The 25,979-nt window shown below is 37.8% G+C and carries 30 protein-coding genes and 4 pseudogenes; 15 read left to right on the top strand and 19 right to left on the bottom strand.

Annotated elements, in window-relative coordinates; translation table 11 throughout:
* Positions 1-121 precede the first annotated feature (121 nt).
* Positions 122-337 (bottom strand): hypothetical protein, encoded by a 216-nt coding sequence (locus ACFOU2_RS01970; RefSeq protein WP_377911779.1) that lies wholly within the window; start codon positions 335-337, stop codon positions 122-124.
* Positions 338-637: 300 nt separating this feature from the next.
* Between ACFOU2_RS01970 and ACFOU2_RS01965 the strand changes: the two are divergent.
* A pseudogene (locus tag ACFOU2_RS01965) lies at positions 638-1,349 on the top strand (IS6 family transposase).
* A 69-nt stretch (positions 1,350-1,418) separates the two neighbouring features.
* Here ACFOU2_RS01965 and ACFOU2_RS01960 read toward each other — a convergent pair.
* The gene (locus ACFOU2_RS01960; RefSeq protein WP_377911777.1) at positions 1,419-1,898 is read right to left on the bottom strand and encodes a CotD family spore coat protein; all 480 of its coding nucleotides are present in this window, start codon (positions 1,896-1,898) and stop codon (positions 1,419-1,421) included.
* Between the two features lie 133 nt (positions 1,899-2,031).
* Here ACFOU2_RS01960 and ACFOU2_RS01955 point away from each other — a divergent pair.
* Together ACFOU2_RS01955 and ACFOU2_RS01950 are read left to right on the top strand one after the other, a co-directional pair.
* Positions 2,032-2,196: pseudogene (locus tag ACFOU2_RS01955) on the top strand (tyrosine-type recombinase/integrase); the annotation flags it as partial.
* Between the two features lie 242 nt (positions 2,197-2,438).
* Entirely contained in the window at positions 2,439-2,732 is a 294-nt protein-coding gene (locus tag ACFOU2_RS01950) for a hypothetical protein (protein WP_377911775.1), read from the top strand.
* Between the two features lie 395 nt (positions 2,733-3,127).
* Here the strand turns inward: ACFOU2_RS01950 and ACFOU2_RS01945 are convergent, their stop codons facing one another.
* The 4 genes from ACFOU2_RS01945 to ACFOU2_RS01930 all read right to left on the bottom strand — a co-directional run bounded on the left by ACFOU2_RS01945 (position 3,128) and on the right by ACFOU2_RS01930 (position 4,902).
* Entirely contained in the window at positions 3,128-3,790 is a 663-nt protein-coding gene (locus tag ACFOU2_RS01945; RefSeq protein WP_377911773.1) for a DUF3231 family protein, read from the bottom strand.
* A 134-nt stretch (positions 3,791-3,924) separates the two neighbouring features.
* On the bottom strand, positions 3,925-4,020 hold the full coding sequence (locus ACFOU2_RS01940; RefSeq protein ID WP_377911771.1) for a YjcZ family sporulation protein: 96 nt from the start codon (positions 4,018-4,020) through the stop codon (positions 3,925-3,927).
* A 57-nt stretch (positions 4,021-4,077) separates the two neighbouring features.
* Positions 4,078-4,215, bottom strand: a complete 138-nt coding sequence (locus ACFOU2_RS01935; protein WP_377911769.1) for a YjcZ family sporulation protein — start codon at positions 4,213-4,215, stop codon at positions 4,078-4,080.
* A gap of 579 nt (positions 4,216-4,794) precedes the next feature.
* Positions 4,795-4,902, bottom strand: coding sequence for a YjcZ family sporulation protein (locus ACFOU2_RS01930; RefSeq protein WP_377911767.1), 108 nt, complete (start codon positions 4,900-4,902; stop codon positions 4,795-4,797).
* A gap of 356 nt (positions 4,903-5,258) precedes the next feature.
* Between ACFOU2_RS01930 and ACFOU2_RS01925 the strand changes: the two genes are divergently transcribed.
* The 5 genes from ACFOU2_RS01925 (at position 5,259) to ACFOU2_RS01905 (ending at position 7,979) form a co-directional block, all read left to right on the top strand.
* On the top strand, positions 5,259-5,621 hold the full coding sequence (locus ACFOU2_RS01925) for a hypothetical protein (protein WP_377911765.1): 363 nt from the start codon (positions 5,259-5,261) through the stop codon (positions 5,619-5,621).
* A 500-nt stretch (positions 5,622-6,121) separates the two neighbouring features.
* On the top strand, positions 6,122-6,490 hold the full coding sequence (locus ACFOU2_RS01920) for a YjcZ family sporulation protein (RefSeq protein WP_377911763.1): 369 nt from the start codon (positions 6,122-6,124) through the stop codon (positions 6,488-6,490).
* 791 nt (positions 6,491-7,281) lie between these two features.
* Entirely contained in the window at positions 7,282-7,422 is a 141-nt protein-coding gene (locus ACFOU2_RS01915; RefSeq protein WP_377911761.1) for a YjcZ family sporulation protein, read from the top strand.
* 60 nt (positions 7,423-7,482) lie between these two features.
* Positions 7,483-7,587, top strand: a complete 105-nt coding sequence (locus ACFOU2_RS01910; RefSeq protein ID WP_377911759.1) for a YjcZ family sporulation protein — start codon at positions 7,483-7,485, stop codon at positions 7,585-7,587.
* Positions 7,588-7,793: 206 nt separating this feature from the next.
* On the top strand, positions 7,794-7,979 hold the full coding sequence (locus ACFOU2_RS01905; RefSeq protein ID WP_377911757.1) for a hypothetical protein: 186 nt from the start codon (positions 7,794-7,796) through the stop codon (positions 7,977-7,979).
* A gap of 56 nt (positions 7,980-8,035) precedes the next feature.
* Here the strand turns inward: ACFOU2_RS01905 and ACFOU2_RS01900 are convergent, their stop codons facing one another.
* A complete protein-coding gene (locus tag ACFOU2_RS01900) occupies positions 8,036-8,260 on the bottom strand; it encodes a YppG family protein (RefSeq protein ID WP_377911755.1) in 225 nt (74 codons plus the stop codon).
* Between the two features lie 137 nt (positions 8,261-8,397).
* Here ACFOU2_RS01900 and ACFOU2_RS01895 point away from each other — a divergent pair, with 137 nt between their 5' ends.
* Entirely contained in the window at positions 8,398-8,502 is a 105-nt protein-coding gene (locus ACFOU2_RS01895; RefSeq protein WP_377911753.1) for a DUF3967 domain-containing protein, read from the top strand.
* 470 nt (positions 8,503-8,972) lie between these two features.
* Here ACFOU2_RS01895 and ACFOU2_RS01890 read toward each other — a convergent pair whose 3' ends face one another.
* The 3 genes from ACFOU2_RS01890 to ACFOU2_RS01880 all read right to left on the bottom strand — a co-directional run bounded on the left by ACFOU2_RS01890 (position 8,973) and on the right by ACFOU2_RS01880 (position 10,671).
* Complete coding sequence (locus tag ACFOU2_RS01890) at positions 8,973-9,575, bottom strand: transposase (RefSeq protein ID WP_377911751.1); 603 nt, start codon at positions 9,573-9,575, stop codon at positions 8,973-8,975.
* 264 nt (positions 9,576-9,839) lie between these two features.
* Positions 9,840-10,130: a transposase gene (locus ACFOU2_RS01885; protein ID WP_377911781.1), complete on the bottom strand. Its 291-nt coding sequence runs from the start codon at positions 10,128-10,130 to the stop codon at positions 9,840-9,842.
* A 199-nt stretch (positions 10,131-10,329) separates the two neighbouring features.
* Positions 10,330-10,671 carry a hypothetical protein gene (locus ACFOU2_RS01880; RefSeq protein ID WP_377911749.1) on the bottom strand — a complete coding sequence of 114 codons (342 nt, stop codon included), beginning with the start codon at positions 10,669-10,671 and terminating at the stop codon, positions 10,330-10,332.
* Between the two features lie 147 nt (positions 10,672-10,818).
* On the opposite strand from ACFOU2_RS01880, the gene ACFOU2_RS01875 reads away from it, so the two are divergent.
* Positions 10,819-11,040: a spore germination protein gene (locus tag ACFOU2_RS01875; RefSeq protein WP_377911747.1), complete on the top strand. Its 222-nt coding sequence runs from the start codon at positions 10,819-10,821 to the stop codon at positions 11,038-11,040.
* A gap of 62 nt (positions 11,041-11,102) precedes the next feature.
* On the opposite strand, the pseudogene ACFOU2_RS01870 reads toward ACFOU2_RS01875, so the two are convergent.
* The 5 genes and pseudogenes from ACFOU2_RS01870 to ACFOU2_RS01850 all read right to left on the bottom strand — a co-directional run.
* A pseudogene (locus ACFOU2_RS01870) lies at positions 11,103-11,213 on the bottom strand (IS3 family transposase); the annotation flags it as partial.
* A 105-nt stretch (positions 11,214-11,318) separates the two neighbouring features.
* Positions 11,319-11,771, bottom strand: a complete 453-nt coding sequence (locus ACFOU2_RS01865; RefSeq protein WP_377911745.1) for a polymorphic toxin type 44 domain-containing protein — start codon at positions 11,769-11,771, stop codon at positions 11,319-11,321.
* Between the two features lie 901 nt (positions 11,772-12,672).
* Positions 12,673-13,776 (bottom strand): lactonase family protein, encoded by a 1,104-nt coding sequence (locus ACFOU2_RS01860; protein ID WP_377911743.1) that lies wholly within the window; start codon positions 13,774-13,776, stop codon positions 12,673-12,675.
* A gap of 490 nt (positions 13,777-14,266) precedes the next feature.
* Positions 14,267-16,582: a xanthine dehydrogenase family protein molybdopterin-binding subunit gene (locus ACFOU2_RS01855; RefSeq protein WP_377911741.1), complete on the bottom strand. Its 2,316-nt coding sequence runs from the start codon at positions 16,580-16,582 to the stop codon at positions 14,267-14,269.
* A 110-nt stretch (positions 16,583-16,692) separates the two neighbouring features.
* Positions 16,693-16,818, bottom strand: coding sequence for a hypothetical protein (locus ACFOU2_RS01850; protein WP_377911739.1), 126 nt, complete (start codon positions 16,816-16,818; stop codon positions 16,693-16,695).
* A 475-nt stretch (positions 16,819-17,293) separates the two neighbouring features.
* Here ACFOU2_RS01850 and ACFOU2_RS01845 point away from each other — a divergent pair, with 475 nt between their 5' ends.
* Positions 17,294-17,497, top strand: coding sequence for a hypothetical protein (locus ACFOU2_RS01845; RefSeq protein ID WP_377911737.1), 204 nt, complete (start codon positions 17,294-17,296; stop codon positions 17,495-17,497).
* A 54-nt stretch (positions 17,498-17,551) separates the two neighbouring features.
* Here the strand turns inward: ACFOU2_RS01845 and ACFOU2_RS01840 are convergent, their stop codons facing one another.
* The 4 genes and pseudogenes from ACFOU2_RS01840 to hxlA form a co-directional block, all read right to left on the bottom strand.
* The gene (locus ACFOU2_RS01840; RefSeq protein ID WP_377911735.1) at positions 17,552-18,496 is read right to left on the bottom strand and encodes an LLM class oxidoreductase; all 945 of its coding nucleotides are present in this window, start codon (positions 18,494-18,496) and stop codon (positions 17,552-17,554) included.
* Positions 18,497-18,619: 123 nt separating this feature from the next.
* A pseudogene (locus ACFOU2_RS01835) lies at positions 18,620-19,307 on the bottom strand (3-ketoacyl-ACP reductase).
* Positions 19,308-19,430: 123 nt separating this feature from the next.
* A complete protein-coding gene (gene hxlB / locus ACFOU2_RS01830) occupies positions 19,431-19,988 on the bottom strand; it encodes a 6-phospho-3-hexuloisomerase (protein ID WP_377911733.1) in 558 nt (185 codons plus the stop codon).
* A gap of 8 nt (positions 19,989-19,996) precedes the next feature.
* Positions 19,997-20,629 carry a 3-hexulose-6-phosphate synthase gene (gene hxlA / locus ACFOU2_RS01825; protein ID WP_028398542.1) on the bottom strand — a complete coding sequence of 211 codons (633 nt, stop codon included), beginning with the start codon at positions 20,627-20,629 and terminating at the stop codon, positions 19,997-19,999.
* An 856-nt stretch (positions 20,630-21,485) separates the two neighbouring features.
* On the opposite strand from hxlA, the gene zwf reads away from it, so the two are divergent.
* From zwf to ACFOU2_RS01805, 4 genes are all read left to right on the top strand, one after another.
* On the top strand, positions 21,486-22,940 hold the full coding sequence (gene zwf, locus ACFOU2_RS01820; RefSeq protein ID WP_377911730.1) for a glucose-6-phosphate dehydrogenase: 1,455 nt from the start codon (positions 21,486-21,488) through the stop codon (positions 22,938-22,940).
* A gap of 118 nt (positions 22,941-23,058) precedes the next feature.
* Entirely contained in the window at positions 23,059-23,970 is a 912-nt protein-coding gene (gnd, locus tag ACFOU2_RS01815; RefSeq protein ID WP_377911728.1) for a phosphogluconate dehydrogenase (NAD(+)-dependent, decarboxylating), read from the top strand.
* A gap of 162 nt (positions 23,971-24,132) precedes the next feature.
* Positions 24,133-25,470: a glucose-6-phosphate isomerase gene (locus ACFOU2_RS01810; protein ID WP_377911726.1), complete on the top strand. Its 1,338-nt coding sequence runs from the start codon at positions 24,133-24,135 to the stop codon at positions 25,468-25,470.
* Between the two features lie 279 nt (positions 25,471-25,749).
* Positions 25,750-25,979: hypothetical protein (locus ACFOU2_RS01805; RefSeq protein ID WP_377911724.1), on the top strand; the 230-nt coding region annotated here is incomplete at its 3' end.

Here is a 25,979-nt window from a genome sequence, read left to right as displayed (position 1 = left end):
ATGCCCTCCTTTAGAAAATAATAGGAAGGCAAGGTAGAAGGCACAGGAATCCCTACCTTACCTTTATTACGAATGTTCTAGTTACGTCGACGTTGATTTTGGTCTTATCCTACTTTTCTTGTTAATCCTCTTGATCTTGATCTTGTTCCTGATCTTGATCAGATTCAGAACGTACACGTACCCTTGCTTTAGAGTCTGAATCAACTTTAACATCAAGGTCGACACGAGAATTTCCACTGTTTTCAATTTCGGCTTTGGCGTTGTTTGTGTTACGATCTACATTTTTTAAATCATTGTCATTATCTAAATCAGCTCTATTTCTATTATCTAAATCCACGTTAGCTTTTGCTTTGCTGTCTAAATCAGATTTTGGAAAATTTTCAGAATGGTTCGATTTTTTGTCATTAGTTTTTCCCCTTTCTTTCTTTATATTTAGTAGTATATTCAGGTTAAGTTAAAGTGAATGGACAGTTCCCTATCAAACTTGCGAATTTTTGATGAAAAGAGGTTGGGTATCTTTAGATACCCAACCTCTTTAAAATGGGGGTTCTGGTGCAAAAACTTCAAGACAATTGCAAGTAATTTTTAAATCTTGGACATACTGATACTATCAATCTAAAAAAGGTGTGTGATTGGTATCAAAAAGGAAAATTTGTTTAAATGGAAACATTATCAACCTGACATTATTTTGTTAACGGTTAGATGGTATCTACGGTACAACCCAACCTAAGTTTTCGTGATTTGGTGGAAAGGATGGAGGAACGAGGCTTATCCATAGCTCATACAACCATTATGCGTTGGGTCCATCAATATGATCCTGAGTTGGATAAGAGAGTTCGGCGTCATCTCAAACAACCCAATGATTCATGGAGAGTGGATGAAACGTACATAAAAGTAAAAGGACAATGGATGTACCTGTATCGTACAGTCGATTCGGATGGGAACACTATTGACTTTTTCCTTGGCAAAACGAGAGATAGCAAATCAGCCAAGCGCTTCTAAAAAAAGTCTTGGCTTTTTTACATGTATCCACTCCTCGTGTCATTACTGTAGATAAGAATCCAGCTTATCCAGTAGCAATTGAAGAGTTAAAAGAAGAAAAAAAGATGCCAGAAGGCATCCAAATAAGGCAAGTGGAATATCTTAACAACATCGTGGAACAGGATCATCGATTCATTAAGAGACGAGTCCTTCCTATGTTAGGGTTCAAGTCTTTTGACACAGCTACATCCATTCTTTCGGGAGTAGAAGCCATGCATATGATCAAAAAAGAACAGATTGATTTACGGGATCAGTCTGTCCAAAATCAGAAAGAATTCATCCATCAACTGTTTGGATTAGCTTCATAAGTTAGCCATTTAAAGAAAACTGACACTCTATGTTTCTAGCGAGAGGTTTTTTGCACCAGAACCTTTATTTTAACTTATTCTATAACTCTTTTTTCTTTTTTTTCTTTTTTTCTTGTGAACTTTAGCTTGTTCACCACAAATGAATTGTAATTGTTCTTGCGTGACTTTATCTAATTGATCACGAATGAATTGTAATTGTTCTTGTGTAATTTCATCTTGTTGATCACGAATGAATTGTAATTGTTCTTGTATAACTTTATCTAGTTGATCACGAATGTTATCTTGTTTATCACAAATGAATTGTTCATTTGTAACTTCATTTACAACAGAAGAAATAGTTCTTGGAAAAAAGTGCTCATGTTTAAATTTGATATGGTTTACGATTTCAATATCAATTGGGTGAATATGAGGTACGATTATATCTTGAAAAATGTGTTTAGTACAATTTGTAGTAGGATGAATTATTGGTGGGAGTATAATGGGTGGTAATGTTTTTGATGAACGACCACATAAGTCTTTTGGTAATTTTTTTATTCGTTTACAAGTCATATATCCTTACCCCCTTCCTACATATGATAAATCTCTTAATATATTATGCAAACAGATAATAAAAGTTTGGACATACTCAATTTTTCTTTTTTTCAAATCCCTTCGAATAGGTTCTGAACCCTTGATATAAACGGCTTGGAGGGGCATTAACGGGGCTGCACGAGCGTGTGGCATTGAGGGCTCCATTGCGACCCATACTTTACGAAAGACATTTGGGTACCACTTTTATCAGCGCACGAAGGACGTGGCAATGTTGCAGCAGATTTTTGGACATTCTGCGCCGTCCATTACACTTTGATATATTGGCATTAATGATGATATGGTGGACCAAGTATTAGAGGAATTTTCTCTGTAAAACTAATAAAGCTCGAGTCTACAATCAGACTTGAGCTTTATTTCTTATAAGAATGGTTATGTAAACTAGATTTGTATGGCATATACGCCGAGGGAGAAAACTCTTTTATACTCAATTTTATAGAAATATAGGATAATAGAAAAAGGTGGAAAAAGTCATTAATACTATATAAAGGGGTTAATGTGATGAGTTTTTTACAACAAGAACAACTCTATAGAGTAGAGATTACAGAACCTTGTAATGTGCTAGGGATAACAGGAACAACGGCTGGTTATTTACCATCTCCCGAGTCATTTAAAAAAGGTCATTTTGGTACTTTACCTATAGGTACAAAAGGATGGATTGTAAAGAAATTTGGTCAAAAATACTTTTCGCCAGATAAAGATCAAGAGGGATTAGATTTATTCACCCTTGCTGAGCAGCCTTTTGTTCTAATTCCTTATGAAAAAGTTGAAGGGCATTATAAAATTATTTCATAATGATAAGAAAACGACGTAGCATAATGTCTATTTGTCGCTCTGAAAATCCCTCGCATTCTATGAAATTCGAGGGACTTTTAATTGCTAATAACGATTTTTATGTAAACCTACATCCTGTATATAGGTTTTTGGTTCTGTTAAAGAATGTTATAGATTTTCTTCTTAAACGAAAGGGCAGGATAGAGCTGAATAACTAATAAGATTTGCTAACGGGGTGCATTGGTGGATTGACTACTGATAACCTGCGTTATGGTAAAACCAAAATAAAAACTGATTTCCGATAGAGAAATCAGCCTTTATAATCTATGATAAAATAAGAAAATACTATTGCGAATAGGTCTCCGATTTCAGTTGCTATTTTGCAATTTTTCCCTGTCAGAAAACCTGTTAGGATACTACTCGCCCTCTTTACTTATTTGTTGCCAATCTGCAGTACTACACCTCATTACCCTTTTCTTCCATACCACCAAGTCTTTTGTCATGATGCTTTTCTGCAAATTAAAATAAAGACTACTGATTTCAATAACGTTCAATGGACGATGGTCACCGAACCAACCAGCTATAAAGCTTTGTTTTTCTGCAAATTCAATTTTTTCTGGAAGCATGATTGTGGGGGTACGTTCCAAAAGCCCTTTAGATTGCATCATTTCTAATGTGATATCATACAACTCAGAAGCTCCTTTAAATGCTTCTGAATAAAATTGGCGTACGTCAAGCCTATGGGAAGTGGTAATCCCAAGAGAATAAGCGGTTAACCCATGTATAGTCATTTCATGAAGGTAAAATAGCCAAAAATCGTCTGAAAATAATCGTGGTGCATTAAGATGGACATCTTCATCCGTAAATCCATATGGAATAGGAAAATTTTCATTATTAAAGATAACTGTGATCTTTTGAACAATATTCTTTGATAGATGCAAAGCTTTGTCATATATATTATGGATTTCAGAATCGGTAATTGTTTGCAAAGCATATTTGTTAACACAGGTTGCCATAGTATTATTTATATAAGCTGTCCAAAGATTCGATACATCAAGTGTAACAATTTTTTTCTCCATTACCTATCCTCCAAAATTATAAAAGTATATTTCGTCATAAAAAATGCACCTCCAATTGTTAGCTCTGTGTCTAACAATTGGGGTGCAGTTCATGTTAGCCCGTTGAAAGGTAAATGATGTCGCCTTGTGAAGATTTAATAAAACACACAAGAACATCCTACAATGATAAGTAGGACGAATAAGACAACAACTAGAGCAAAAACATTGCGAGATCCATATCCATCGCTCATATCTAACACCTCCTATTTATGGTAAATAATTTATTTTTTGTAATAATGTTAGGCTTATTAATAGCTCCAAATAACGGCTCCTACAATAATTAATAAAATGAACAATACAACAATCAACGCAAAATTGAATCCAGCTCCACCGTAGCAAGCGCCTCCATAGCCATAACCGCCATAACTTCCACATCCCCAGGACATAAATGATTCACCTCCTATTGAGATTGAGTATGAAGAGATTGCTAAACACACAATCCCTACTTCTAAATTATGTTCTTAAGAAATAGTTGGATTGGACAGACTCACTAATCGATAAGAAAATTCAATATCTTTCCAATTAATGCTATCAGATTGCATTTCTAATCATTCTCATTTATGTAAAATGGCATATGGCATTAAAAAAGCTCAGATCTGGTTTTAATCTAAGTTTTTTGCTTAATTAATGTATGTATTTCTATATTAAATTCAACAAAGGCTAAAAGCGCATGTTATAACATGCGCTTTTAGCCAAACAAAGAGGTGTATATGTCTGGTGGAGGATATTCAGGAGAGTTTTGTCCCTCATGTTGTAAGATATGCAAAATATCATAAAAGGTAATGGACAAGTGTGGATGTAAACACGGAATTTTTAGTAATGAATTATTATTTGAACTACCTCCATTTAATAAATCTTGAAGTGGGGGGCTTCTCACCGATTATGATAAAAAGGACAGATTACTCAATCTGTCCTTAGCAAAACCGACTATTATGAATGGTTAAATGGTAAATTCAAGGGGGCTTTTAATATCCACCATAGCCCATACAAGAACATCCTACAATGATAAGTAAGACGAATAAGACAACGATTAAAGCAAACCCTGATCCATAACCGTAACCGCCATCACTCATTATTTTTCCTCCTCCCTTCTATTGCTTAATAGGAGATTGATAAGCATTCAATACTCAGTACTAAATTATGTTCTTAAAAAATATTTGTGTAGGACAACTTAATCAAATCATTGAGTAATCACAAAATTAACATATTTACCCAATTTATGATTTTGGTTATAGCTATAACCAATGCAACATGAATGACATTTTGTTGCGTTCGAAAATCTTTTATATAAGCCAATACAATAATGTAATGTTTCCGATTGTTATAAAAACGAAACATCATAAAAAAATCCGCTATTATCTTAAATAAATTGTCCATTCTTTTTTCCACTTGTCTGCATTAACTAGCAGAAGGAAAGGAGAGGAAAAGAATGGACAGAATGGAAAGAGCGGACAGAACAGGCAGAACGGACAGAACAGACAGAACAGGCAGAACAGACAGAACAGACAGAACGGACTTTCATGATATGGCCCACAGGCTCGTAGGTCAAGAAGTAGAAGTTATTACAACTCAGGGAACATTTACGGGTACTCTTTTATCTGTTGGAAGCAACTTTATCATTATGCGCACCAGAATTAGAGGTCGGTTAGTACGCCTATTAATCCGTTTAGCATTAATCGTTGCATTATTCCGTTTAACTGGAATAAGAAGATCATTTGGATTTGCATCATTTAACCCTGTCGAATCTGAAGAAGATACTTATGTAGTAGAAGATGATGAATTCGAATTATAATCATTTCTTTAACGGGTAGTGACAGGGTTGCCACTTTAGTCCATCGAATATTTTCTAATTAAGATAGTAATTTACTATCATTGTATTTTGGGGCAAGGATATGTGATGGGAAATTTGGTAGATATAATGTATAAATTGTTTATCTTTTAATGCAACATAATGACTATTATGTTGTGTTGAAAAAGTCTTGGATTCCATGAAATCTAAGGCTTTTTTGATTACCGATAAGATTAATTATGGTGCGACAAGAAGTCGCATTCTTACAGTGTAGCTTATGCTACCCATCTTGACGCAAAGATGGTCTCCATCCGAAACTGGATGTTTGGTAACGAGCTTGTAGGTTGCATGAGGAAATACAGAAAGAGAGGACAAGTGCTGAGTTTTGTAGATTGTTATATAAGGTAATTAAGTTGTCTCATACCATCCCTTCTTTAAAAGCGTAATGTAATACTAAGTATTTAACAATCTCCTCATACTCAATAGAAGGAAGGTAAAAAAGTATGTGCTTTGGTTCTTGCGGTTATGGTTATATAGCGCCCGCAGCTTCCGTCCCTAAATATGGTAGTCGTTTTGCGTTAAGTGTTACCTTATCCATTCTCCTAATCATCGTAAGTTGTGTATGCTTAGGCATAGGTTATGGTTATATAGCGTCTGCAGCTTCCACCCCTAGATACGACGGTCGTTTTGCGTTAAGTGTTATCTTATTCATTCTCCTAATTATTGTAGGTTGTGTATGCTTAGGTATAGGTTATGGTTATATAGCGTCTGCAGCTTCCACCCCTAGATACGACGGTCGTTTTGCGTTAAGTGTTATCTTATTCATTCTCCTAATCATCGTAAGTTGTGTATGTTTGGGCTTGGGTTATTAGTTTAGGTTAATGAAACCAATCGATTTTATAAGTTGTTAACGATTGCTTCTCACGAAAAAAATCGACTATTCACTACAAAATAAAGATAGTGGATAATCGATTTTTTATGATTCGACATATTACCTCAAAATGGAACCAGCGTTTATCTTAAATCTATAAATAAAAAACAAAAGGTAAATTTCCATCTTTTCATGTATATCCATGGCATGTGTTGGTGACATTTCCTCCGTCCAGACGCCTTCGTTATGTAACATTTAATGCAACCGATATATACATTATATGAAATCTATGAGTACATCTTTTCTTAGTAAAGAGCAATCCCCCTTAATTATCAAGGGGGCCTCATTTAATTGGGGGTGTGTTAAAGCAACATAATCAGCATTTTGTTGTATTTGTACGTTTAAACATTCGGCTAATGGCAATGGGAGTCCTTTAATACATTGATGAGAGGAATCCTTATAGACCATTCATTGCTAAAAATTCCACATTTACACCCACACTTGTCCATTACCTTTTTATTCTATCTTGCATATCTTACAACATGAGAGATAGCGGTAGTCTCTCATATAACCGCCATAGGGACCATCTGCAATATGCACCTCTTTCTATCTTTGCTAAAAGCGTATATGTATAACATACGCTTTTAGTATGAATGACTTAATTGGACAAATGTTGAATTTTCCTAGAAGTTGATACATTTGTCCAATCAAACTATTTCTTAAAAACATAACTTACAAATAGGGATAGTGTATTTAGCAATCCCTTACTACTTAATAGGAGGCGAATAACTTATGGGCTGTGGATTTGGTTGCGGCGGTTATGGCGGTTATGGCTATGGAGGCGCTGGCTACGGTGGAGCTGGATTCAATTTTGCGTTGATTGTTGTGTTGTTCATTTTATTAATTATTGTAGGAGCCGTTATTTGGAGCTAATAATAAGCCTAACATTATTACAAAAAATAAATTATTTACCATAAATAGGAGGTGTTAGATATGAGCGATGGATATGGATCTCGCAATGTTTTTGCTTTAGTTGTTGTCTTATTCGTTTTACTTATCATTGTAGGATGTTCTTGCATGGGCTATGGAGGCTATTAATTCTCCACAAGGTGACAGATAAGTAAACACCCTCTTAAATCCCTCATCTAATGGGAACGGTTGGTTTCGTTTCGTTTGTTTAGAAGGCAAAGGGCAGATTGAAATGATCTGTCCTTTTTACAGACATTTGTTGGAAACAAGCCTAGCATCACTGTATTCTGCAGATCTTATAGGGCTCCTCATTTACAAAAATGGGGAATTTAGTTATGAACTACTACGGTGAGCCTGTTGAGGTTATAGATCGCAATGGAAGAGTTTATAGAGGAGTAATAGACGGAGTGAACCAACAAACTGGAATGTTTCTTCGTACCGGTTTTAGAAGAAGATTTATCCCTTTCTTCTTAATCGCTGCTCTTTTTCTTTTAAGATTTAGAAGACGGCGCATTTTCTAAAAGCTAGGTAAAGAAACCTACAAAAAAAGTAGGTTTCTTTATGTTTTTATAATAGGCTATTTTTTAAGAAATTTTGTAATAAGAGGACTGACTAGAGGGCTTACTTGGTCGAATATTTGCTTAGCTTGTTGAGCAGTTCCTGCAATCTTTGTGAAATCTAAATTTCCTTCTGATGTACGAAAATAAGACATGAAATCTTGCTTATTTTGCTTTATTGGGGGGCGCCGGAATGGGCCAGGAGAAAAAAAGGGGGGCATGGGTCGTTGGGGGCTTCTAGGCATCAAATTAAAACCTCCTTTGAGTTAAATATCTTCTCTTTTATAGATATATGAAAAATTGATTCTTTAAGGAAAGGTACATGTCCCTAAAAACACATAATGATTATTCCTATACAAAAAAAGCAATCATGCATAAATGATTGCTCCAGGCTGTAAACCATTTTTTACAGGCATTTTTTGATGTAGAAGTAGAGGAACGTGATCAAAAGTTGCTGCACGCTGTTCATGAAATCCAGGAATCATGAAAAGAGGTGGTAGCAACCATTCAACAAAAAAATACAATCTAAAAAGCAATGAGGGTATTTTTGAAAATGGGATACTTAACTAAACTAATTTTATGTGGGAGTGCATACATTATATAGGATTGATGATTGGTAACACCATATGTTTATCTATCTATGATTATCCCTAATTACCGATCTCACGCACCAAGTAAATCACCAATTAAAAAGCAATGTTCTGGGCTCAAAGGACATTGCTTATCTTTTTGGAGGACTAAACTTATGATTCACATTAGAATATGTGGTTATCTTAAAAAGCGAATCTTGTTCAATAAAATACATATGAAACGACAAAAAGGGCAACTAATAGCCCTTTTTGTCGTTTCTTCGCTTGAAACTACTAGTCTTGGAGAAAAATAAAGAAGGAGTAAAGCCAAAAGCTTTGTCTCTATATTTTTATGCGAAAAGTTGATTTTGTATGTGAGTTGAGACGATCATTTTTTAGATAAGAACATTTTTATACTGAGAAGTGTATTGGCGACCGTTACTTTGGCTGCTATGTTTTTTATCGTATTTATAGCGGTCATCAAAACTTGGATGGTTACTTTCTGAACTCCACGGTAGCGTGCATAGCGAAACCCGTGGAGTTCTTTGCTTTCTGCAAAACTTCTTTCAACGGTAGAAGGTCGAACAGAGCGGAGAACTTTCCCTCTTGGAGAGAGACGTTGCGAATGCAGACGTTCATATACATCTTGATGTACAGAGATTCGGAGGACACGATCTCCCATTTTGGCGTAGGGACAGCCTCCGCAGCTTCCTTTGGGAGAGCGATACTCATGATAGCCTTGTCGTGTCGAGTTTTTATAAGAAAAGGGAACCCCGCATGGACATGCATACAAATCTTCCTCCACTTTCCGAAACTGAGTGGTTTTACATTTAGGATGTTCATTTCTTGTATACCTTCGGTAAGAAATATAGGCAAACATCTTCCTTTTTTCTAATCCCTCGCCAATGCGAACATTATAGTAACCGGCATCAAGGGCAACCTCCTTCGCATAGGTACGATGGATATGACATAGCCGATCGAATCGATCCAATATAACCCGATGACCTGGTGTCGTCGCCGAGGTGACATAACAGTCCAGAATAAAATTATGAAGACCATCGGCAATCCGGTGATCATAATAAGCAAAACGCCCAAGCTTGTCATGTTTTACAGAAAGACCCGCGTCGGGGTCTGTTAGACTTCGGATGGTGTTCTTGATTATTACCTTGCCGGTCTTGGATGGGAGTGGTTTCTTCTGATGAAGAATCCTTTTTTGATTGACTTTTTCTAGTGTGGACGCATCTTCCGCCAGTGTTCATTCTGATACAACCACGGTTCTCTTACGCTTGTTTGCATTGGCCTTCAGTTCTGTTTCATCGGCAATCCAAATGTCGTGCGAAATATAGCCGTCCTCTTCAATGAGCTTGACGACATGACGAAATAACGTTTCCCATACGAATGCATCAGAGATACGATGATGGAGGAATTTTGAGATAGTCGAATGGCAGGGAACCTTTTGGTGGGGAGAAATGCCAAGAAACCACCGATAGGTGATATTCTGTTGGACTTGTTTACAAGTGAAACGAACAGAACGAAATCCTTCTATGTACTGAATCAGAAGAATTTTTACAAAAATGAGAGGATTGATGGTGGGACGCCCTATCTCAGCTGAATAAAAGGGCTTGATATAGCGATAGACTAAGCTCCCATGATCTTCTCAATCTTCACTAAAATATGAGTAGGGTCATACATGCTTTCATAGTGCTTTCTGTTTTCTGTCATCGTCAGATTCTCTTCTACGTGTGTCAAAATCGACTTAAAGAAAGTTTCTTTCGAATTTCATTTACGGACGAAAGCGGTTTAAGTCCAAACAGAAGTTTCGACTCTTTAACGACTGAAATTGCTACTGTGGCATGCAGTGTTGATTCAAATGGTAACTGTATAATTGCAGCATTTGATATAGCTTCTAGTAGTACTATTGTATTGACTGTCGATGATTTATTAGGAATTTCATTTGTTACTTTTTTCATTAAAGATTTTGCACAGCCAGAAAATCCTACATTTGTTAATACTGATAATATTACTGCGTTTGGATGCCCCCCACGCCCGTGATCTAAACTAATAATAAGCGCGTTGTCCTTTTCCATAAGAAGTAATAGCAAATGGACTAATTTTTATAGTCAATTTTTTGATTAATTCTCTTTAAATGAGACATGTAATGGGTGTTTGTAATAGAACAAAAATGTTAAACCTGAATAAGCTAGCTATATAATCAATGGACGAGGAGTATGATTATGCCATCAATTGGAGTTCCTATTCAAATCAACCATATATCTGCTGGCGGTGTTGTGAATGTTGGAGATTCAGTTTACATTTCCCCGAAACACTCAACTAAATCTATTTCAGGTTCTGGTGGAGGTAATAATGGAAATTTCTTTATAGTAAAGAATGATATTAGCATAACTAACGGTGTTGATCGTGATGTCAATGACCAGAATCAAACAGCAAATAATTAAGCCTTTTTGAAAGTAAACATATCCCCGTCAAATATACAATGTGAAAAAAGAGCCTTATTCAATTAAGCACAAACCTGAGTCCGATATTCAATTGGACTCAGGTTATTTAATTTCTTCTGAAACCGTTCGGCATTGTAAAAATGAATGTACTGTTTAACAGCTTGAATGACAGCTTCCGATTACATTCGACGGACTGGGAGTTTTTTTGCCGATACTTCTTAAGCCGCTTTTACAATCTATAACCGCCACAACTTCAATAATAGCAATCCATTCATATGTTAAAAACGGTAACCATCGTCATAATCATTACAACCATCTGCAATAGCCTTTGAATCCAAAGGGTCATCAAAGTAAGAAAGGACAAACCTCCATTTTGAAGTTCCTGAATAAATTTGATACATTCCTGCTGCGGCCCTTAATACAGTACTACTTAGGCCAATAGCTTTTCCCATATATCCATAATGGTGGTTTCCGATATATTCCCCCGTTTTTTGGGTACCTTTAAATCTGTATATTGTTTCTTCCCCCAAAGTTTGCTTTAAATCCCAAATCCCATTGGTTCTGGCCAATACATAGAAGATGCCTAGCCGATAGGTATTGGCAAAAGGCAATCCATTTGAATCAATATATCTTTCGTAGTTTTCCTTTATTTTATTAGCTGAAATCAAATTAATTTGATATATACCTACAATCGTTGCTGTGGTTTGACTTAGAGAAACATCTCCCTTCATTGTGTGCTTCTTTCCCCATTAAATTTTTTATGGTGAACTTTCATGATGAAAACTATCTAGAACATTCAGTAATTACATTATATTTTTATGCCTATTTTGACAACATTCGAGGTTGGCACCAGAACCAATATCCCCTGAATGCTGAGAAGTCATTAATCTCGGCATTTCTGATGGGAAAATAGTAGATTTGACCAAGCAAAAAAAATTAAATACATATGTTATAAGGGAAGTGATTTTAATTATTGTTTTACTATAAAATGAGGGGGAGTTTGAATGCATTATCCACCAAGAAACTTTCAAAGAAGGCCTTTCTTGTATCCCGGACCCAGATTGGGACAACGGCCTACACAACGTCCGTTAGCCCGACATTCTCTAATAAGACGCCAAAACCCATTTCCACATCAGTCGTCAACTAGTAATCCAACCGGAGGAAGTAATAGGTCCATTATGTCTACCGTAGGAAATGTTATGAACGGTTTCAATATGCTTAGACAAGTTGGTTCTCTTTTTTCACTATTTAAGTAGTGAAAGTTAAAGCGAAAAAAGGAAAGTTATACTATATAGGATTTTTCTGGTTCTGGTGTAAGCCCTCTATTATAAACCTTGGACATCTTGATAGTAACAATCTAAAAAAGAGAGTCAACCTTTAAAGGCTGGCTTTTTTATTGGCTGCAGCCAATAATTTATAAAAGGGAGATACTTCCAGAAAAAGTATATACACCCTTTTACTAAAGAGCGTTAAATCGTTAAGGTGTAAATCTTAATTACATATTGTGTTCGTAAAAGTACACGTTTACGAACGGTCTAGATCCTAACGTAAAATCAACGTTTTGTTAGTTGAAGATTACTCATACACTAAGAGAAACTTTCTACTCCATCAAATGTGATGGACCAAATAGAATCAAAGAACAGCCAACCCTTGCGATCCTAAATATGGAAAGTTGGTCCAAGCAGCAACCTGCAATCTGACAAGACCACCATCATCTTGGATATTAAATACTGAGACTGTGCCCTGATTTCCGTTAAGGGTGTAAAAATGCCGTCCATCTTTACTCACTCCAACATCTATCGGCAGACCTACAGCTGTACCTGCTGGTGTACTGGTAATATGCCCGACAACCGATAGTGCTCCACTTGAATCTATACGATATGTGGTGATTGTGCCACTTAAGGTGTTGGTGGTGTAAGCAAAACGTTCATTCCTCGTTGTTATAACCCAGCAAGTGGTCTGCTGTCCGTTCAGTACAGAGCCACTGATAACATTAAGAATCCCGTTGTCGCTCATTGAATATGATGACAACGCACTAGAAAAGGATTCCGTAACTAAAAGGAGTCCTGAAGATAGGAAATAAGAGCCAAACGGTCCCATACCATAAGAATCATTAATGATTGGTCCTGTAACGGTACCATTTTTATTCACATGGAATACACTGAGATGGTTTGAAGTAAGTTCGGATACAACGATTTTACTGCCATTTGGATTGAAGAGAACCTGAGCCGGCTGAGCATTGAAGGTACTGAGAGAATGGGTGGATCCGGGAATAGGAGTAAGGCGTCCGTTATTATCTATGCGAAAGCCAGTGATATTGGATGCAAAATTGTTAGCCGCATTTCCTACATTGGAAACATAGACAAGATTACCAAACACATCTATGCTATTGGGCTGAGCACCTCCTGATGGCTTCACATCCACGAGAACGGGTGCTCCGCTGTCGGTTATGATGAAACTACTGATACTATTGCTGCCTGCGTTAACTGCAAGTAGGAAGCGACCATCACGGGACAAAGTTAGGGAGCCTTGTGACGCAAGGGGATCGACGCCATCGTTTGCAGTTGCAGTTGAGATTTCCCTTGTACCAGTACCTCTGCCATAAGTTGGGTAGGAACCCACAAAGGTGAGCATGCCATTCGTGTCCCTGTAAAAGGCAATGATTTGATTCATTACTTCATTATTGGTCATAATATAAACCATACTCGCACGAAAATATTTGTTCATTATCTGCATTTTATGAATCTCCTCCTTTCATAATTTTATATGGTTCTTTTGCATTTCAATTCCCCAAATTGATGTAAATTAGTTTAACAGAGAGGGGATTATCATCCACTTATGCCACTAACCCGTTTGTTGAATAAAAAAAGAGATGCCACAGCATCTCCCATTCTTCAACTCAAGCCCCCTTTACTTTAAGTATAATTGTTCACAAAGTTTTAAGAATCGTTATTCACTCTCTTAAATAGTGATGCAGAAATCCCTATTCCTTCATATGTATACGCATTGTTTCCAGAAACCTCCCGAATGTATTATGGAAACAAAAAAAGCCGCATGGCTACGGCGTTTCTTGTTCATTCAATTGTTGTTGAAGCCCAGTTTCTAATCCCCTTTACCGAGTTGAAGGACATAATCTTTATCGGCTCATTTGTCAGTATAAGAAAAATAACGGCATCACAAATGACGCCCTTCAAATGGTACTCTACTCCTTTCCACCGGATATACTTTATTGCCTCTCCTTTGCTTTCCAAATCAATTCTGGAATTAAGGGAAGATTATGAAGCGAAACACCAGCGGCCACAGACAATGCATTCCCGAGGGCCCCAGGCATTCCCATTAACCCTAGTTCTCCTATTCCACGGGCTCCGTATGGTGCATCAATCTGTGGATTTTCAACAAAATCAACCAAGTAATTAGGATTCTCTCCATAGCGGAGCGGGCGATACGTCCGAAGCTGTGGATTCAAAACCCTCCCTAAATCATCAAAATAAAATGTTTCTCTACCAGCGAATGCTAGCCCCATACTCATTGCCCCCATAACCTGACCTAATGCTGTTTTTTCATTCATCACCCTGCCAGCATCCACCACCGTCGCAGCATTAACAAGTCGATAAGTATAATCTTTACGATCGAATTCTACCTCTACTCCATATGCCGCAACAGACCACTCCGGACCAGGCTTCCCAGCTCCAGTTTCAGGATCCAAATACGTTATATGACGTAATATATAATTTCCTCTGCCAATGATTTGACCGCCAATAGCGTTACCATTTGGATACTTATAACCATAACCAATATCTTTAAAATGGAGCCCAATGGATGGATCATCCCTCAAAAATACCCGGCTATTTGCCACTTCAAGATCTTCCTTTGGTGCTCTTAACACACATGAAGCCACTTCTTTTAATTGGTTAATCACATCGTCTGCGGCATTTAAGGTAGCCCTACCTGCCATAAATGTTCCCCTGCTGGCAACGGTTTTCCAATGTTCTGGCATTGTCTGGGTATCGACTTCCATTCGAACATGAATTTTATCGATATCCATTTTAAGTCTCTCGGCGAGAATTTGAGCTAGCACAGTCTTAGTCCCAGTTCCAATTTCGATAATCCCTGACATTAAATTGATACTCCCATCCCGATTAAATGTTAAAATAACGCCTGAGGGAGAGTTGGCATCAATCGTTGACGTTTTCCAGCTGCAGCTTACGCCTTTTACTCTAACAAAGCGTTCATCTATCTCTTTAATCGCCCCTTCGTCCCACTTGATTAAATGTCTTACTTTCTCAATACACTGTGGTAAGTCTCCTAAATTGCTTTTATTTAAAAGAACCCTTGTCGGTGTTGTATTTCCTGGCCTAATGGCATTTATATAACGGAGTTCAAGCGGATCCATTTGCAGTTTTTGTGATAGTAAGTCCAATGTTCTTTCAATCACAAAAGAAAGCTCGGAATGAGAAAATCCTCTATATGGGGATGCATACGGATGATTGGTATACATACAGTATGAATCACACCAGACATGCTCAACATTGTAGGGACCTGTGCAGTCGACTGCCCCTGATCTCGTTACATCAATGGCTTTATCGGAATAGGCACCCCCATCCCACAAATAAAGGATTTCCATAACCTTAATTTTCCCGTTACGGTCGGCCCCAATTTTAACTGTTGCATCCAAACCAATATGACATGGAGATGTAATAATATCCTCTTCACGGGTATTGAAAACCTTTACGGGTCGGCCGCCAACAGCCTTCGATGCTAAGTAGGCAAGTATTTCAAGCTGAACGGGTGCCTTTCCACCGTAGGCTCCTCCAACAAACGGCGTGTGAACAACAATTTTCCCTATATCCTCACCAAAGTAATCAGCTATAAGTGTTTTGACCATAAAAGGCGCCTGAGACGAGGTCGTTATATTGATTGTTCCATCTGGTAAAATCTCACACGTTGAACATCTTGTTTCCATTGCGGCATGGTCTGAAGGTGCAAAGGAATAGCTCGCTTCTACTGTTACCTCACTGTCAGACCATCCTTTTTCCATATTGCCCTTGCGAATTTTAATAAGGGTTGCAATGTTTGTTCCCGGAACCGGGTGTGAATCTTCCTCCTTTTTGTATTCGCCTAACCTTTCATGGACGAGGGGAGCATTCTTTTTGAACGCCTGTGTAGGTGAATTTACTACTGGCAATAATTCATAGTAGACCTTAACCAGGTTAGTTGCTTTCTTAGCCTGTGCTGGAGTATCAGCGACAACTAATGCAACTGGTTCTCCGTGATAACGGACCTTATCAACAGCAATCGGCGGGCGGTCGCGAATGGCCTCACCTGTGAGTGGAAAATGTTCTCCTGCGATAATCGCCCTAACACCTGGTATTTTTAGCGCTTCTGTCGTGTCAATCGCAGTGATTCTAGCGTGCCCATATGGACTGATGACCTTTGTACAAGAAAGCATCCCTACTGATTGGTAATCATCCGTGTATTTCGCCCGGCCTGTCACTTTATCCCACGAGTCTTTACGAATGACACTTTTTCCAATTACATTCAAGTCATTTCCTCCTAACTCTCGGTTTTCGTGAAACCTTTCCATTCCCAGTACATTAATATTCGTGTACATAAAGATAAATACAGCTACGTAGAAATAAACCATATGATTAATTATGTAGATGAATATTGCGTCGGTACAGGGTGTCTAACATCCCAATGTTCTGCAATTTTACCGTTTTCTAAACAGTAAATATCCACTACCTCTGATCCCCATGGTGTTGGGACTTGTTGTAACATGACTATGGACAACCACATAGTCATCTTCAGCAACCATTCGCTTTTGTCCGCATGACTACTAAATTCCTTATATCACTGGGCTAATCCTTGTTCCACTAACATGCCCCGTTCGTTTAAGTGAAAACCTTTACAATCTCCACTCTATATTTTGACATAAATCTCCAATTTTATTGAAAACGTTCCTCAACAATTTGGCCCGATTGTTGAATAAGAAGTAAAAGGGTGATACATATTAGTCATGTATAATATGTATTACCCTTAGTTTTTTATGACTTTTTACGAAATAGGTCTTGATAACGAAATAAGCTACACAAAAAAGTTTAACAGAGCATTGTTGATTAGTTTTAACATATTATACATGCCCGATATGTTAAAACAGCTTAATAACAGCCCTGAATGTACTTTATCTAAAGATAAAGAAGTTTAAATCAAGGTTTGATGCAAAAAAATAATGATGTATAGGAGATATATGAAGATGAAATCATCCAAGGAGCAATATCCTTATTTACCAATTGAACTAGCTGAAAAGGTTAAAAAGTATACTGAAAAATGCGGTTATGCCCCGCGCACAACGATAATGGTATTGGGTAATTTAAAGCTGACGAAGCCTTCCTTGTCCTGTGGGCCTCAGTCCACCACGCTCCGTCGATGTGCACCGAGGAAAAGCTCCTTAGAATAAACTCCTTCGGAACAAGCGGCTTTTTGCTTGTTCCGAAGGATGCCTGCGCTTTTCTTATGTTAACGCAGGAAAATGTGGAAGCACTTCTTCTCCCAGCTCTTCAATTACTTCATCAACCGGTCTTTTTCCATATTTTAAATTGATGATAATATGATTGACGCCTGCATCTCTGAGAGCTTCAAGGAATTCAATAAGGAAATTTCGTCCAATTCGGAAGCCGAGATGGATAGGGATCCGCAAGTGATTTGGATCTTCTGCCAAATCCACATAGAGCGATTGAGTAAATGGCTTAAATTCAGCTGTTAAAGACCGCCAATTCTTTATGAGCTCTGCCTGGGAATTAAGGTTTCTTGGATAGTAAATCCATCCATCACTATGTTCGGCAATCCATTCTGGTGATTGAGAGCTGTGGCCGGTTACCATGACTGGAATGTCAGATAAATTTGGTTTAGGCAATAGGTCTCCATTCAAAAGATCAACATGATCAGAGTAAATTCTAGGGAAATTTTCCTTCCATACTTGTCTCATCACGGATATGGACTCTTGGAATCGTGTACTGCGTTCATTTGGATCAATAGAAAAGGCAGGAAATTCGATTAGCCGATCTCCTGTCGCAACCCCGAGTATGAGCCGTTCACCGGATAGCTTATCGATTGACGCTGCTGCTTTCGCAACATGAAGAGGGTGGCGCAGCGTTAAAATAATGCTGCCAGTTCCTAATGCAATTTTTTCTGTTTTTGCGGCCAAATAACCTAAATAAGCAAAAGGATCATACATTTGACCTGCATCACCGAAATTAGGATCGTGTAAAGGCACATCCCGGACAAATAAAGACGCGAAATTTAGTTCTTCTGCTCTTTTGGCTAATTTCATTTGCTTTTCTATGTTCATTTCAGGGACGCTTCCCATATACGATTCAAGTGGAAAGAACAGACCTAGCGTTAGCTTATTTTCCTGATACACGCGTGAAAAACCATTATGATTTTTAAATTTATTCATTATTTTTCCCTCCATCCTTTAAGCAATATGGACTTTAAAGCAATTAGTTCCTTATTTTGGAGAAAATGCAATTCGAAAAATTAGAATAAGCAGAACCATTGGATCTGCTTTGATTTGTTTTGTTTATGATGGATTTGTTGACCAAAGCCCCGCTGTTTTAACGAATACTCTTGGATTAAGTTTTAAACTGGCTACTAATTCAGCCAGGTCTTCCGGATGCATAAAATTCTCTTCATTTCCGCTTACAAGATTAGTATCGATTGCCAAGTCAGTAACGACTGTGCTTGGTGTTAAAGCAGTTACACGGATATTATGCTTTCTTGCTTCCAGCATGAGTGACTCTTATTAGTCCTAAAACAGCGAATTTAGAAGCACTGTAAGCACTTGTTAAAGGAGCACCTTTTTGGCCGGCAGATGAAGAGATATTGATAATATCCCTTGATTTTCTTTCAATCATGCCAGGTAATACTGCTCTTGTTACATTATAAACACCCATCAAGTTGACTTGGATGATTTTCTCCCATTCTTCAGGAGTTAACTCAAGAAAGCCGCCAAATTTAGCTATGCCGGCATTGTTGATTAAGGTATCAATAGCTCTAAGCTCTGATTTGATATGATCAACAGCATGAGTAACGGATTCAAGATAAGTTACATCTGCCGTTGCAGCTGATACTTTTACGCCATATTGCTCTAGTTCTGCCGCTGTTTTTTCAAGATTGGCCATGCTTAATCCAATCATGCCGATATTCGCGCCTTCTTTTGCTAAGGCGATGGCAGCAGCTCGTCCAATCCCTCTGCCCGCTCCAGTGATTAAAGCAGTTTTTCCATTTAACTAACTCATACTATCACTCCTAATATATTCTAAAAATAGAAAAATAATAACGAATGGAAAGACCGCAATTTGCTTTTGCGGTCTTTCACATTTAATTACTTTCTATTCTAAGTTAGCGTGTTTTCCATACATCTTATTTGTATCCAAACCTTTTTTCTCCATGAACCTCAGGATGACGGCATCGTAGAATAATAAAAGAGTTTGTTCAAATAATGAGCCCATTGGCTGAATGGTTTTATAATCGCCTTCTGACTGATCTTTAGGTGATCCAGGCATTTTAATTTTGATATCGGCTAATTGTCCAATGGTAGACTCAGGGAAAATCGTTACAGCTGCGATCGTCCCGCCAATGCTTTTTGCTTTTTCAGCCATGGAAATTAAGCTTTTCGTTTCCCCTGAACCAGATCCGATGATCAAGATGTCATCTTTTTCATAGTTAGAGGTTACCGTTTCGCCTATCACATAAGCATCAATTCCCATATGCATCATGCGCATGGCAAAGGATTTGGCCATAAATCCAGATCTGCCTGCACCCGCAACAAGAACTTTCTTGGATTCAAGAATTCCATTTACCAATTTTTCAGCTTCATCATCTGAAATTAAGCTTGTGGATTGATTTAACTCTTTTATGATTTCTGCTAAATATTGAGTGGTATTCATGCTGGGCATTACCCCTGATTAATCATTTCCTGCATTTTAGCAGCCGCCGCTTTTTTATCAGCCTGGCTAGTAATACCGCCACCAACAATCACAAGATCTGGCTGTACTTTAATGACTTCTGGAAGTGTTTCTAGTTTAATGCCGCCTGCGATGGCAGTTTTAGCATTTTTTACAACGCCTTTAATCGTTTGAAGATCTTCAAACGAGTTTTGGCCAACTGCTTGAAGGTCGTAGCCAGTGTGTACGCAGATGTAGTCTACACCCATTGCATCGATTTCTTTGGCACGGCCAGCTAGATCTTTCACCGCGATCATATCAACAAGGATTTTTTTGCCTTGTTTTTTCGCTTCTTCTACAGCGCCTTTAATGGACATATCTTCAGCTGCGCCAAGGATTGTGATGATATCAGCACCAGCTTCAGAAGCTTTCATGACTTCGTAGCCAGCAGCATCCATGATTTTCAGGTCAGCTAATACTTTTAGATTAGGGAAAGCTTCTTTTACTGCTTTAACAGCATGAAGACCTTCATTAATAACAACTGGCGTACCGATTTCAACGATATCGATATGCTCCTCTACTTCTTTAACAAGCTCAATGGCTTCTGGAATGTTGACTAAATCTAAAGCTAATTGTAATTCCATCTATATTCACTCCTAATGTTTTTTTGTTTGTTGCGCAGTAGTGATAATACCCATTGTCACTTTTAGTTATCCCGGTAAGTGTAACCAAAGGATACTCTGATAACGGGTACAGATGTAAGTATATTACGTATGTTAAATATATGGAAGTACGCACTTTATTTTTACATAGTGATAAAAAGTATACTATGTGTTAATCATTGTTGAAGTCTGAGGTGAAACGATGGCACGTATGCATGAAAAAAGTTTAACCTAACAAGTAAAAACAATCCTTCTTTAAGGATTCGAAAACGAATTTCGTCTTTTGCAATAAGGCTAGATATCGTCACACATCAAAAAGTAAAGAAAAAACACAACATTTAATAGAGGAATCAGTTACTAAGGAGCCAAGGTCAGCGACTTTTAAATAGTTACTCATCTTGGCTTTTTAGCTCTGAGTAGGATAAAAATTAGCATTTAGTATCAAAATTTATACTATGTGCTGTTTGTGTAATTATATGTAATTAAAGTGCGTACTTACAAAATTAAAATATACGTATATACTATTTTTGCACAGGTAATAGTGAATTTTGGGGAATGCTACTTTAAGCATGAAGAAATCAAACTTATAAGTGTATAAAGTGACTGTCAATGATGATTGCTCATCTATTAGAGGGCATAAAACTCAGCAGCTTCTATTAAGAAGTAAAAATAGATCGGTTAAAACTGACACCTTTGTTCGATAATAATTTCATACAGACTGTTGCTTTAAACATACATAAACGTGAAGAAAGATTCCGATGGAAAAGTTCAAAACAATGAAAGCTGTCAAACAATTACTGCAAATAATGGAATATTTGAAATAGGGGAGGAATGAAGAGTGGATTCTATGACCTTTGTCTTGTTTGGGGCAACAGGAGATTTAGCTAAGAGAAAAATCTATCCTGCCTTGTTTAATTTACATCTGAATCAAAAATTGCCGGATTCTTTTTCGGTTATTGGTATAGGAATAGAAGAATTGTCTGACGGTGAATATCAAACACGTGTAAAAGAATCATTACTAACTTTTTCTAGGCATTTGATCAATGACCTATCGAAAAAAGAAGAGTTTGCTAAAGCCTTTCGTTATATGCAGTTAGATGTAACAAATACTGAAGGATTTAAAGGGTTGCTTGAACTCGTTCAACAAAATGAAAAAGACCAGGATATTGAAGAGAATCGAATGTTCTATCTGTCTGTTGCACCTCAATTCTTTGATGTGATTGCTTTGAACATTAAGGAAAGCGGATTAGGCGAAACAAAAGGCTGGAAACGATTAATTATCGAAAAACCGTTTGGGCATGATTTAAAATCTGCCCAAGAATTAAACGAAAAGCTAAGCAGGGCTTTTGAAGAAGATGAAATTTTCCGGATTGACCATTATCTCGGAAAGCCGATGGTTCAAAACCTTGAAGCGTTGGAATTTGCCAACCCTGTGCTGCAATCCCTATGGAACAATCGATTTATTGCCAATGTGCAAATTACAGCTAGTGAAACGGTTGGGGTAGAAGAGAGAGCTGGTTATTATGACAAAGCTGGGGCCATTCGAGATATGGTTCAAAATCATATGCTGCAGCTGTTAATGATGACGGCCATGCATCTGCCAAAACAGATTAGTGCAAAAGATATCCGTGATGAGAAAAGAAGAGTGATGGAATCTTTGCGGCCATTACAGAAAGAGACGGTAGGTGTTCACGTCGTTCGCGGTCAATATGGATCAGGGGAAATAAACGGTACACCCGTAGTTGGATATCCAGAAGAACCTGGGGTTGCTGCTTCTTCCCAAAATGATACATTTGTGGCTGCTCGCTTATGGATTGATAATTCCTTCTGGGATGGGGTCCCATTCTATATCCGGACAGGAAAAAGAATGACGGAAAAATTAACGAGGATTGTGATTGAATTCAAAAATCCTTTAAAGAATTTTTATGGAAGTGAAATTCAAAACCCTGAACCTAATCTATTATTTATCGATGTAAGCCCAAATGAAGGGGTGTCGCTGCAATTAAACAGCAAAAACCCCGTAAATGGGAAATTAGAACCTATAATGGTTGACTTTTCAGCGAATAAACAAGACGTACCTGAAGCGTATGAACTCTTAATATTCGATGCTCTGCGCGGAGACTCTACCTTCTTCGCTCATTGGAACGAAGTGGAATTATCCTGGAAGTGGGTACAGCCAATTTTAGAGGTATTTAAGGAAGATAGGATTCCACTCCATTCCTATCCATCTGGTTCGATGGGGCCGGAAGCTGCTCATAAATTATTGGAAGATGATGGATATAAATGGTGGTAAGGTTATTTTGAAAACTTGAGTTCAATTTGAATGAGCATTGTTAGCCGGGTTACTAAATATCGAACAGTATTTGGTTAAATAACCATTATTTGTAATGATTATAGAGGAGGTAATTCATATGAAAGTAGGATTAATTGGTTTAGGGAAAATGGGGATGAACTTAGGAAAAAACTTAATAGACCACAAACACGATGTAGTGGCATTTGATTTAAATAAAGATGCTGTTGAAGAAATAAAAAATTACGGAGCTGAAGGAGTATACAATTTAGGAGATCTTGTTGAATCATTAGAAAAACCGCGAGTTCTTTGGATTATGGTCCCACACTCCGTTGTTGATTCAGTTATTCGTGATATTACACCATTTCTAAGTGAGGGTGACATCGTGATTGAAGCTGGTAATTCTCACTATAAGGAATCCATTCGCCGATACAGCGAGCTAAAGGAAATAGGAGTGAGATTTATGGATGCCGGGACGTCTGGCGGGATGGAAGGTGCTCGGAATGGAGCTTGTTATATGATTGGCGGAGATCCTGAAGCATGGAGCATTGTCGAGCCTATTTTTAGAGATACGGCAGTAGAGAATGGATATTTATATGCTGGGAAAGCAGGCAGCGGCCACTTCTTAAAAATGGTCCACAATGGAATTGAATACGGAATGATGGCTGCGATTGGGGAAGGATTCGAAGTATTAGAAAAAAGCGAATTCGATTTTGACTATGAAAAGGTAGCAAGAGTTTGGAATAATGGTTCGGTTATTCGTTCTTGGCTCATGGATTTAACAGAACGCGCCTTTTCTAAAGATGCAAAATTAGATGAAATTAAAGGCATTATGCATTCTTCTGGAGAAGGGAAATGGACTGTTGAAACAGCTTTGGATCTTCAAACCGCTACTCCTGTTATCGCCATGTCTTTATTAATGCGTTATCGTTCATTAGACAACGATACCTTTACAGGTAAAGTGGTGGCTGCACTGCGAAACGAATTTGGCGGACATGCTGTGGAAAAAAACAGTAAGGTCAATATGGTATGAATTCAGTAACAAGGTTCTTGAAAAATAGAAAAAAGTTACGAAACGGGCAGAGGGAAGTTTATTAAAACGACTCCCTTCCATATTGCAGAAAAAGAGAATTTATGGAGAAGATCTCCATTTTAATTAGTTAAGAAAAGGTAAATCGAAAGGGGAAAATGAATAATGACTGTTTCGTTTGATTACTCCAATGCATTAGCATTTATGAAAAAGAGTGAAGTGGACAATCTGAGTGAATTTGTAAAAGCGGCCCATAACATGCTTCATGAAAAAACAGGATCAGGCTCTGATTTTCTTGGCTGGGTTGATTTGCCGCTAAACTATGATAAGGATGAATTTGCGCGAATTAAACAAGCAGCTGAAAGAATCAAGAATCATTCAGATGCACTGATTGTTATTGGGATTGGAGGTTCGTATTTAGGTGCCAGATCAGCTATAGAGGCTTTGTCCCATAGCTTTCATAACCAAATGAATGATAAGACAGAAGTTTATTTTGCGGGTCAGAATATCAGTTCTACTTATATCTCTCATTTATTTGAGCTATTAGAGGGGAAAGATATCTCTGTTAACGTTATTTCTAAATCAGGAACAACGACAGAGCCAGCTCTTGCTTTTCGTATTTTCCGTGATTATATGGAGAAAAAATACGGAAAAGAAGAAGCGAGAAAGCGTATTTTTGCTACAACAGACCGGGAAAAAGGCGCACTAAAAAAACTTGCGGATGAAGAAGGGTATGAAACGTTTGTTATTCCGGATGATGTAGGCGGACGATATTCTGTCCTGACAGCGGTTGGTCTCTTGCCAATTGCCGTAGCAGGGCTTGATATTGATCAAATGATGGAAGGGGCCGCAGCGGCTGCCCGCAAATACAACAATCCTGATTTATCGAAAAATGAGAGCTATCAGTATGCTGCTGTGCGAAATGCACTCTATAATAAGGGGAAAGTTATCGAATTGCTTGTGAACTATGAGCCCTCCCTTCACTACGTATCGGAATGGTGGAAGCAGTTGTTTGGGGAAAGTGAAGGAAAAGATCAAAAAGGCCTCTTCCCTACTTCCGTCGATTTTTCAACCGATTTGCATTCCATGGGGCAATATGTACAAGAAGGCCGGCGAAACTTGATAGAAACAGTTATACAGGTAAAAAAACCTCGAATTGATGTGACCATCCAGAATGATCCGGATAATATTGATGGATTAAACTTCCTGGCCGGTAAGACGATGGATGAAGTGAACAAAAGTGCTTTTCAGGGTACCTTAATAGCCCATACAGATGGGAAAGTACCGAATCTCGTGATTGAACTGGATGAAATGAATGAATACACTTATGGTGAGTTGGTTTACTTTTTCGAGAAGGTCTGTGGGATCAGCGGCTATCTATTAGGCGTTAACCCATTTGACCAGCCAGGAGTCGAAGCATACAAGAAGAATATGTTTGCTTTACTTGGCAAACCTGGTTTTGAAGTAGAAAAAGCTGCGCTCCTGAAGCGTTTATCAAAATAACTGGGGCTGACCCAAAAGGCACATTTTGTGCCTTTTTGGGTTGAGTCCTTTTATTTGTAAGGCTGTGTTAAAGCACTATACGATTAAAGATGTTGTCAATCTCATCACTCAAGGTCACAAGTGAAGGAAATGCCTTCCTTTTAATAGAAATGTAATGAATAATTGGTTATATTTACAGTTAGTGGGTATTAAGTTATCCTATTATTAGTGATATATGACCTAATATTTTAGTAGGCATTATATATTACTTTATTATTTTTATATAGGGGGGATTAAACAATGTACGCTGGTTTTAATCTAGTATTGGATGAAGAGTTCCTTCATTTCAAACAATTTGGAAATACGATTTACAATGCTCAAAAGGAAAAGGTTAAAGAAGAATTGAGTAGGTTTGTTCTTGATGATGGAACCATAAATGTTTCAACGTATTCGCGTCTGCCTCAATTCCTTCGAGTAGTTCTATTACGAGGTCAACTTTCGTTTCCATCTGTAATCACTCCTTTCCGATA

Origin of the sequence: Bacillus songklensis, assembly GCF_042649685.1 — a bacterium.
GTDB lineage: Bacteria > Bacillota > Bacilli > Bacillales > Bacillaceae_H > Bacillus_BA > Bacillus_BA songklensis.
The sequence above is the reverse complement of the archived record's forward strand: the minus strand, read 5'-3'. Positions and strand labels throughout refer to the sequence as shown.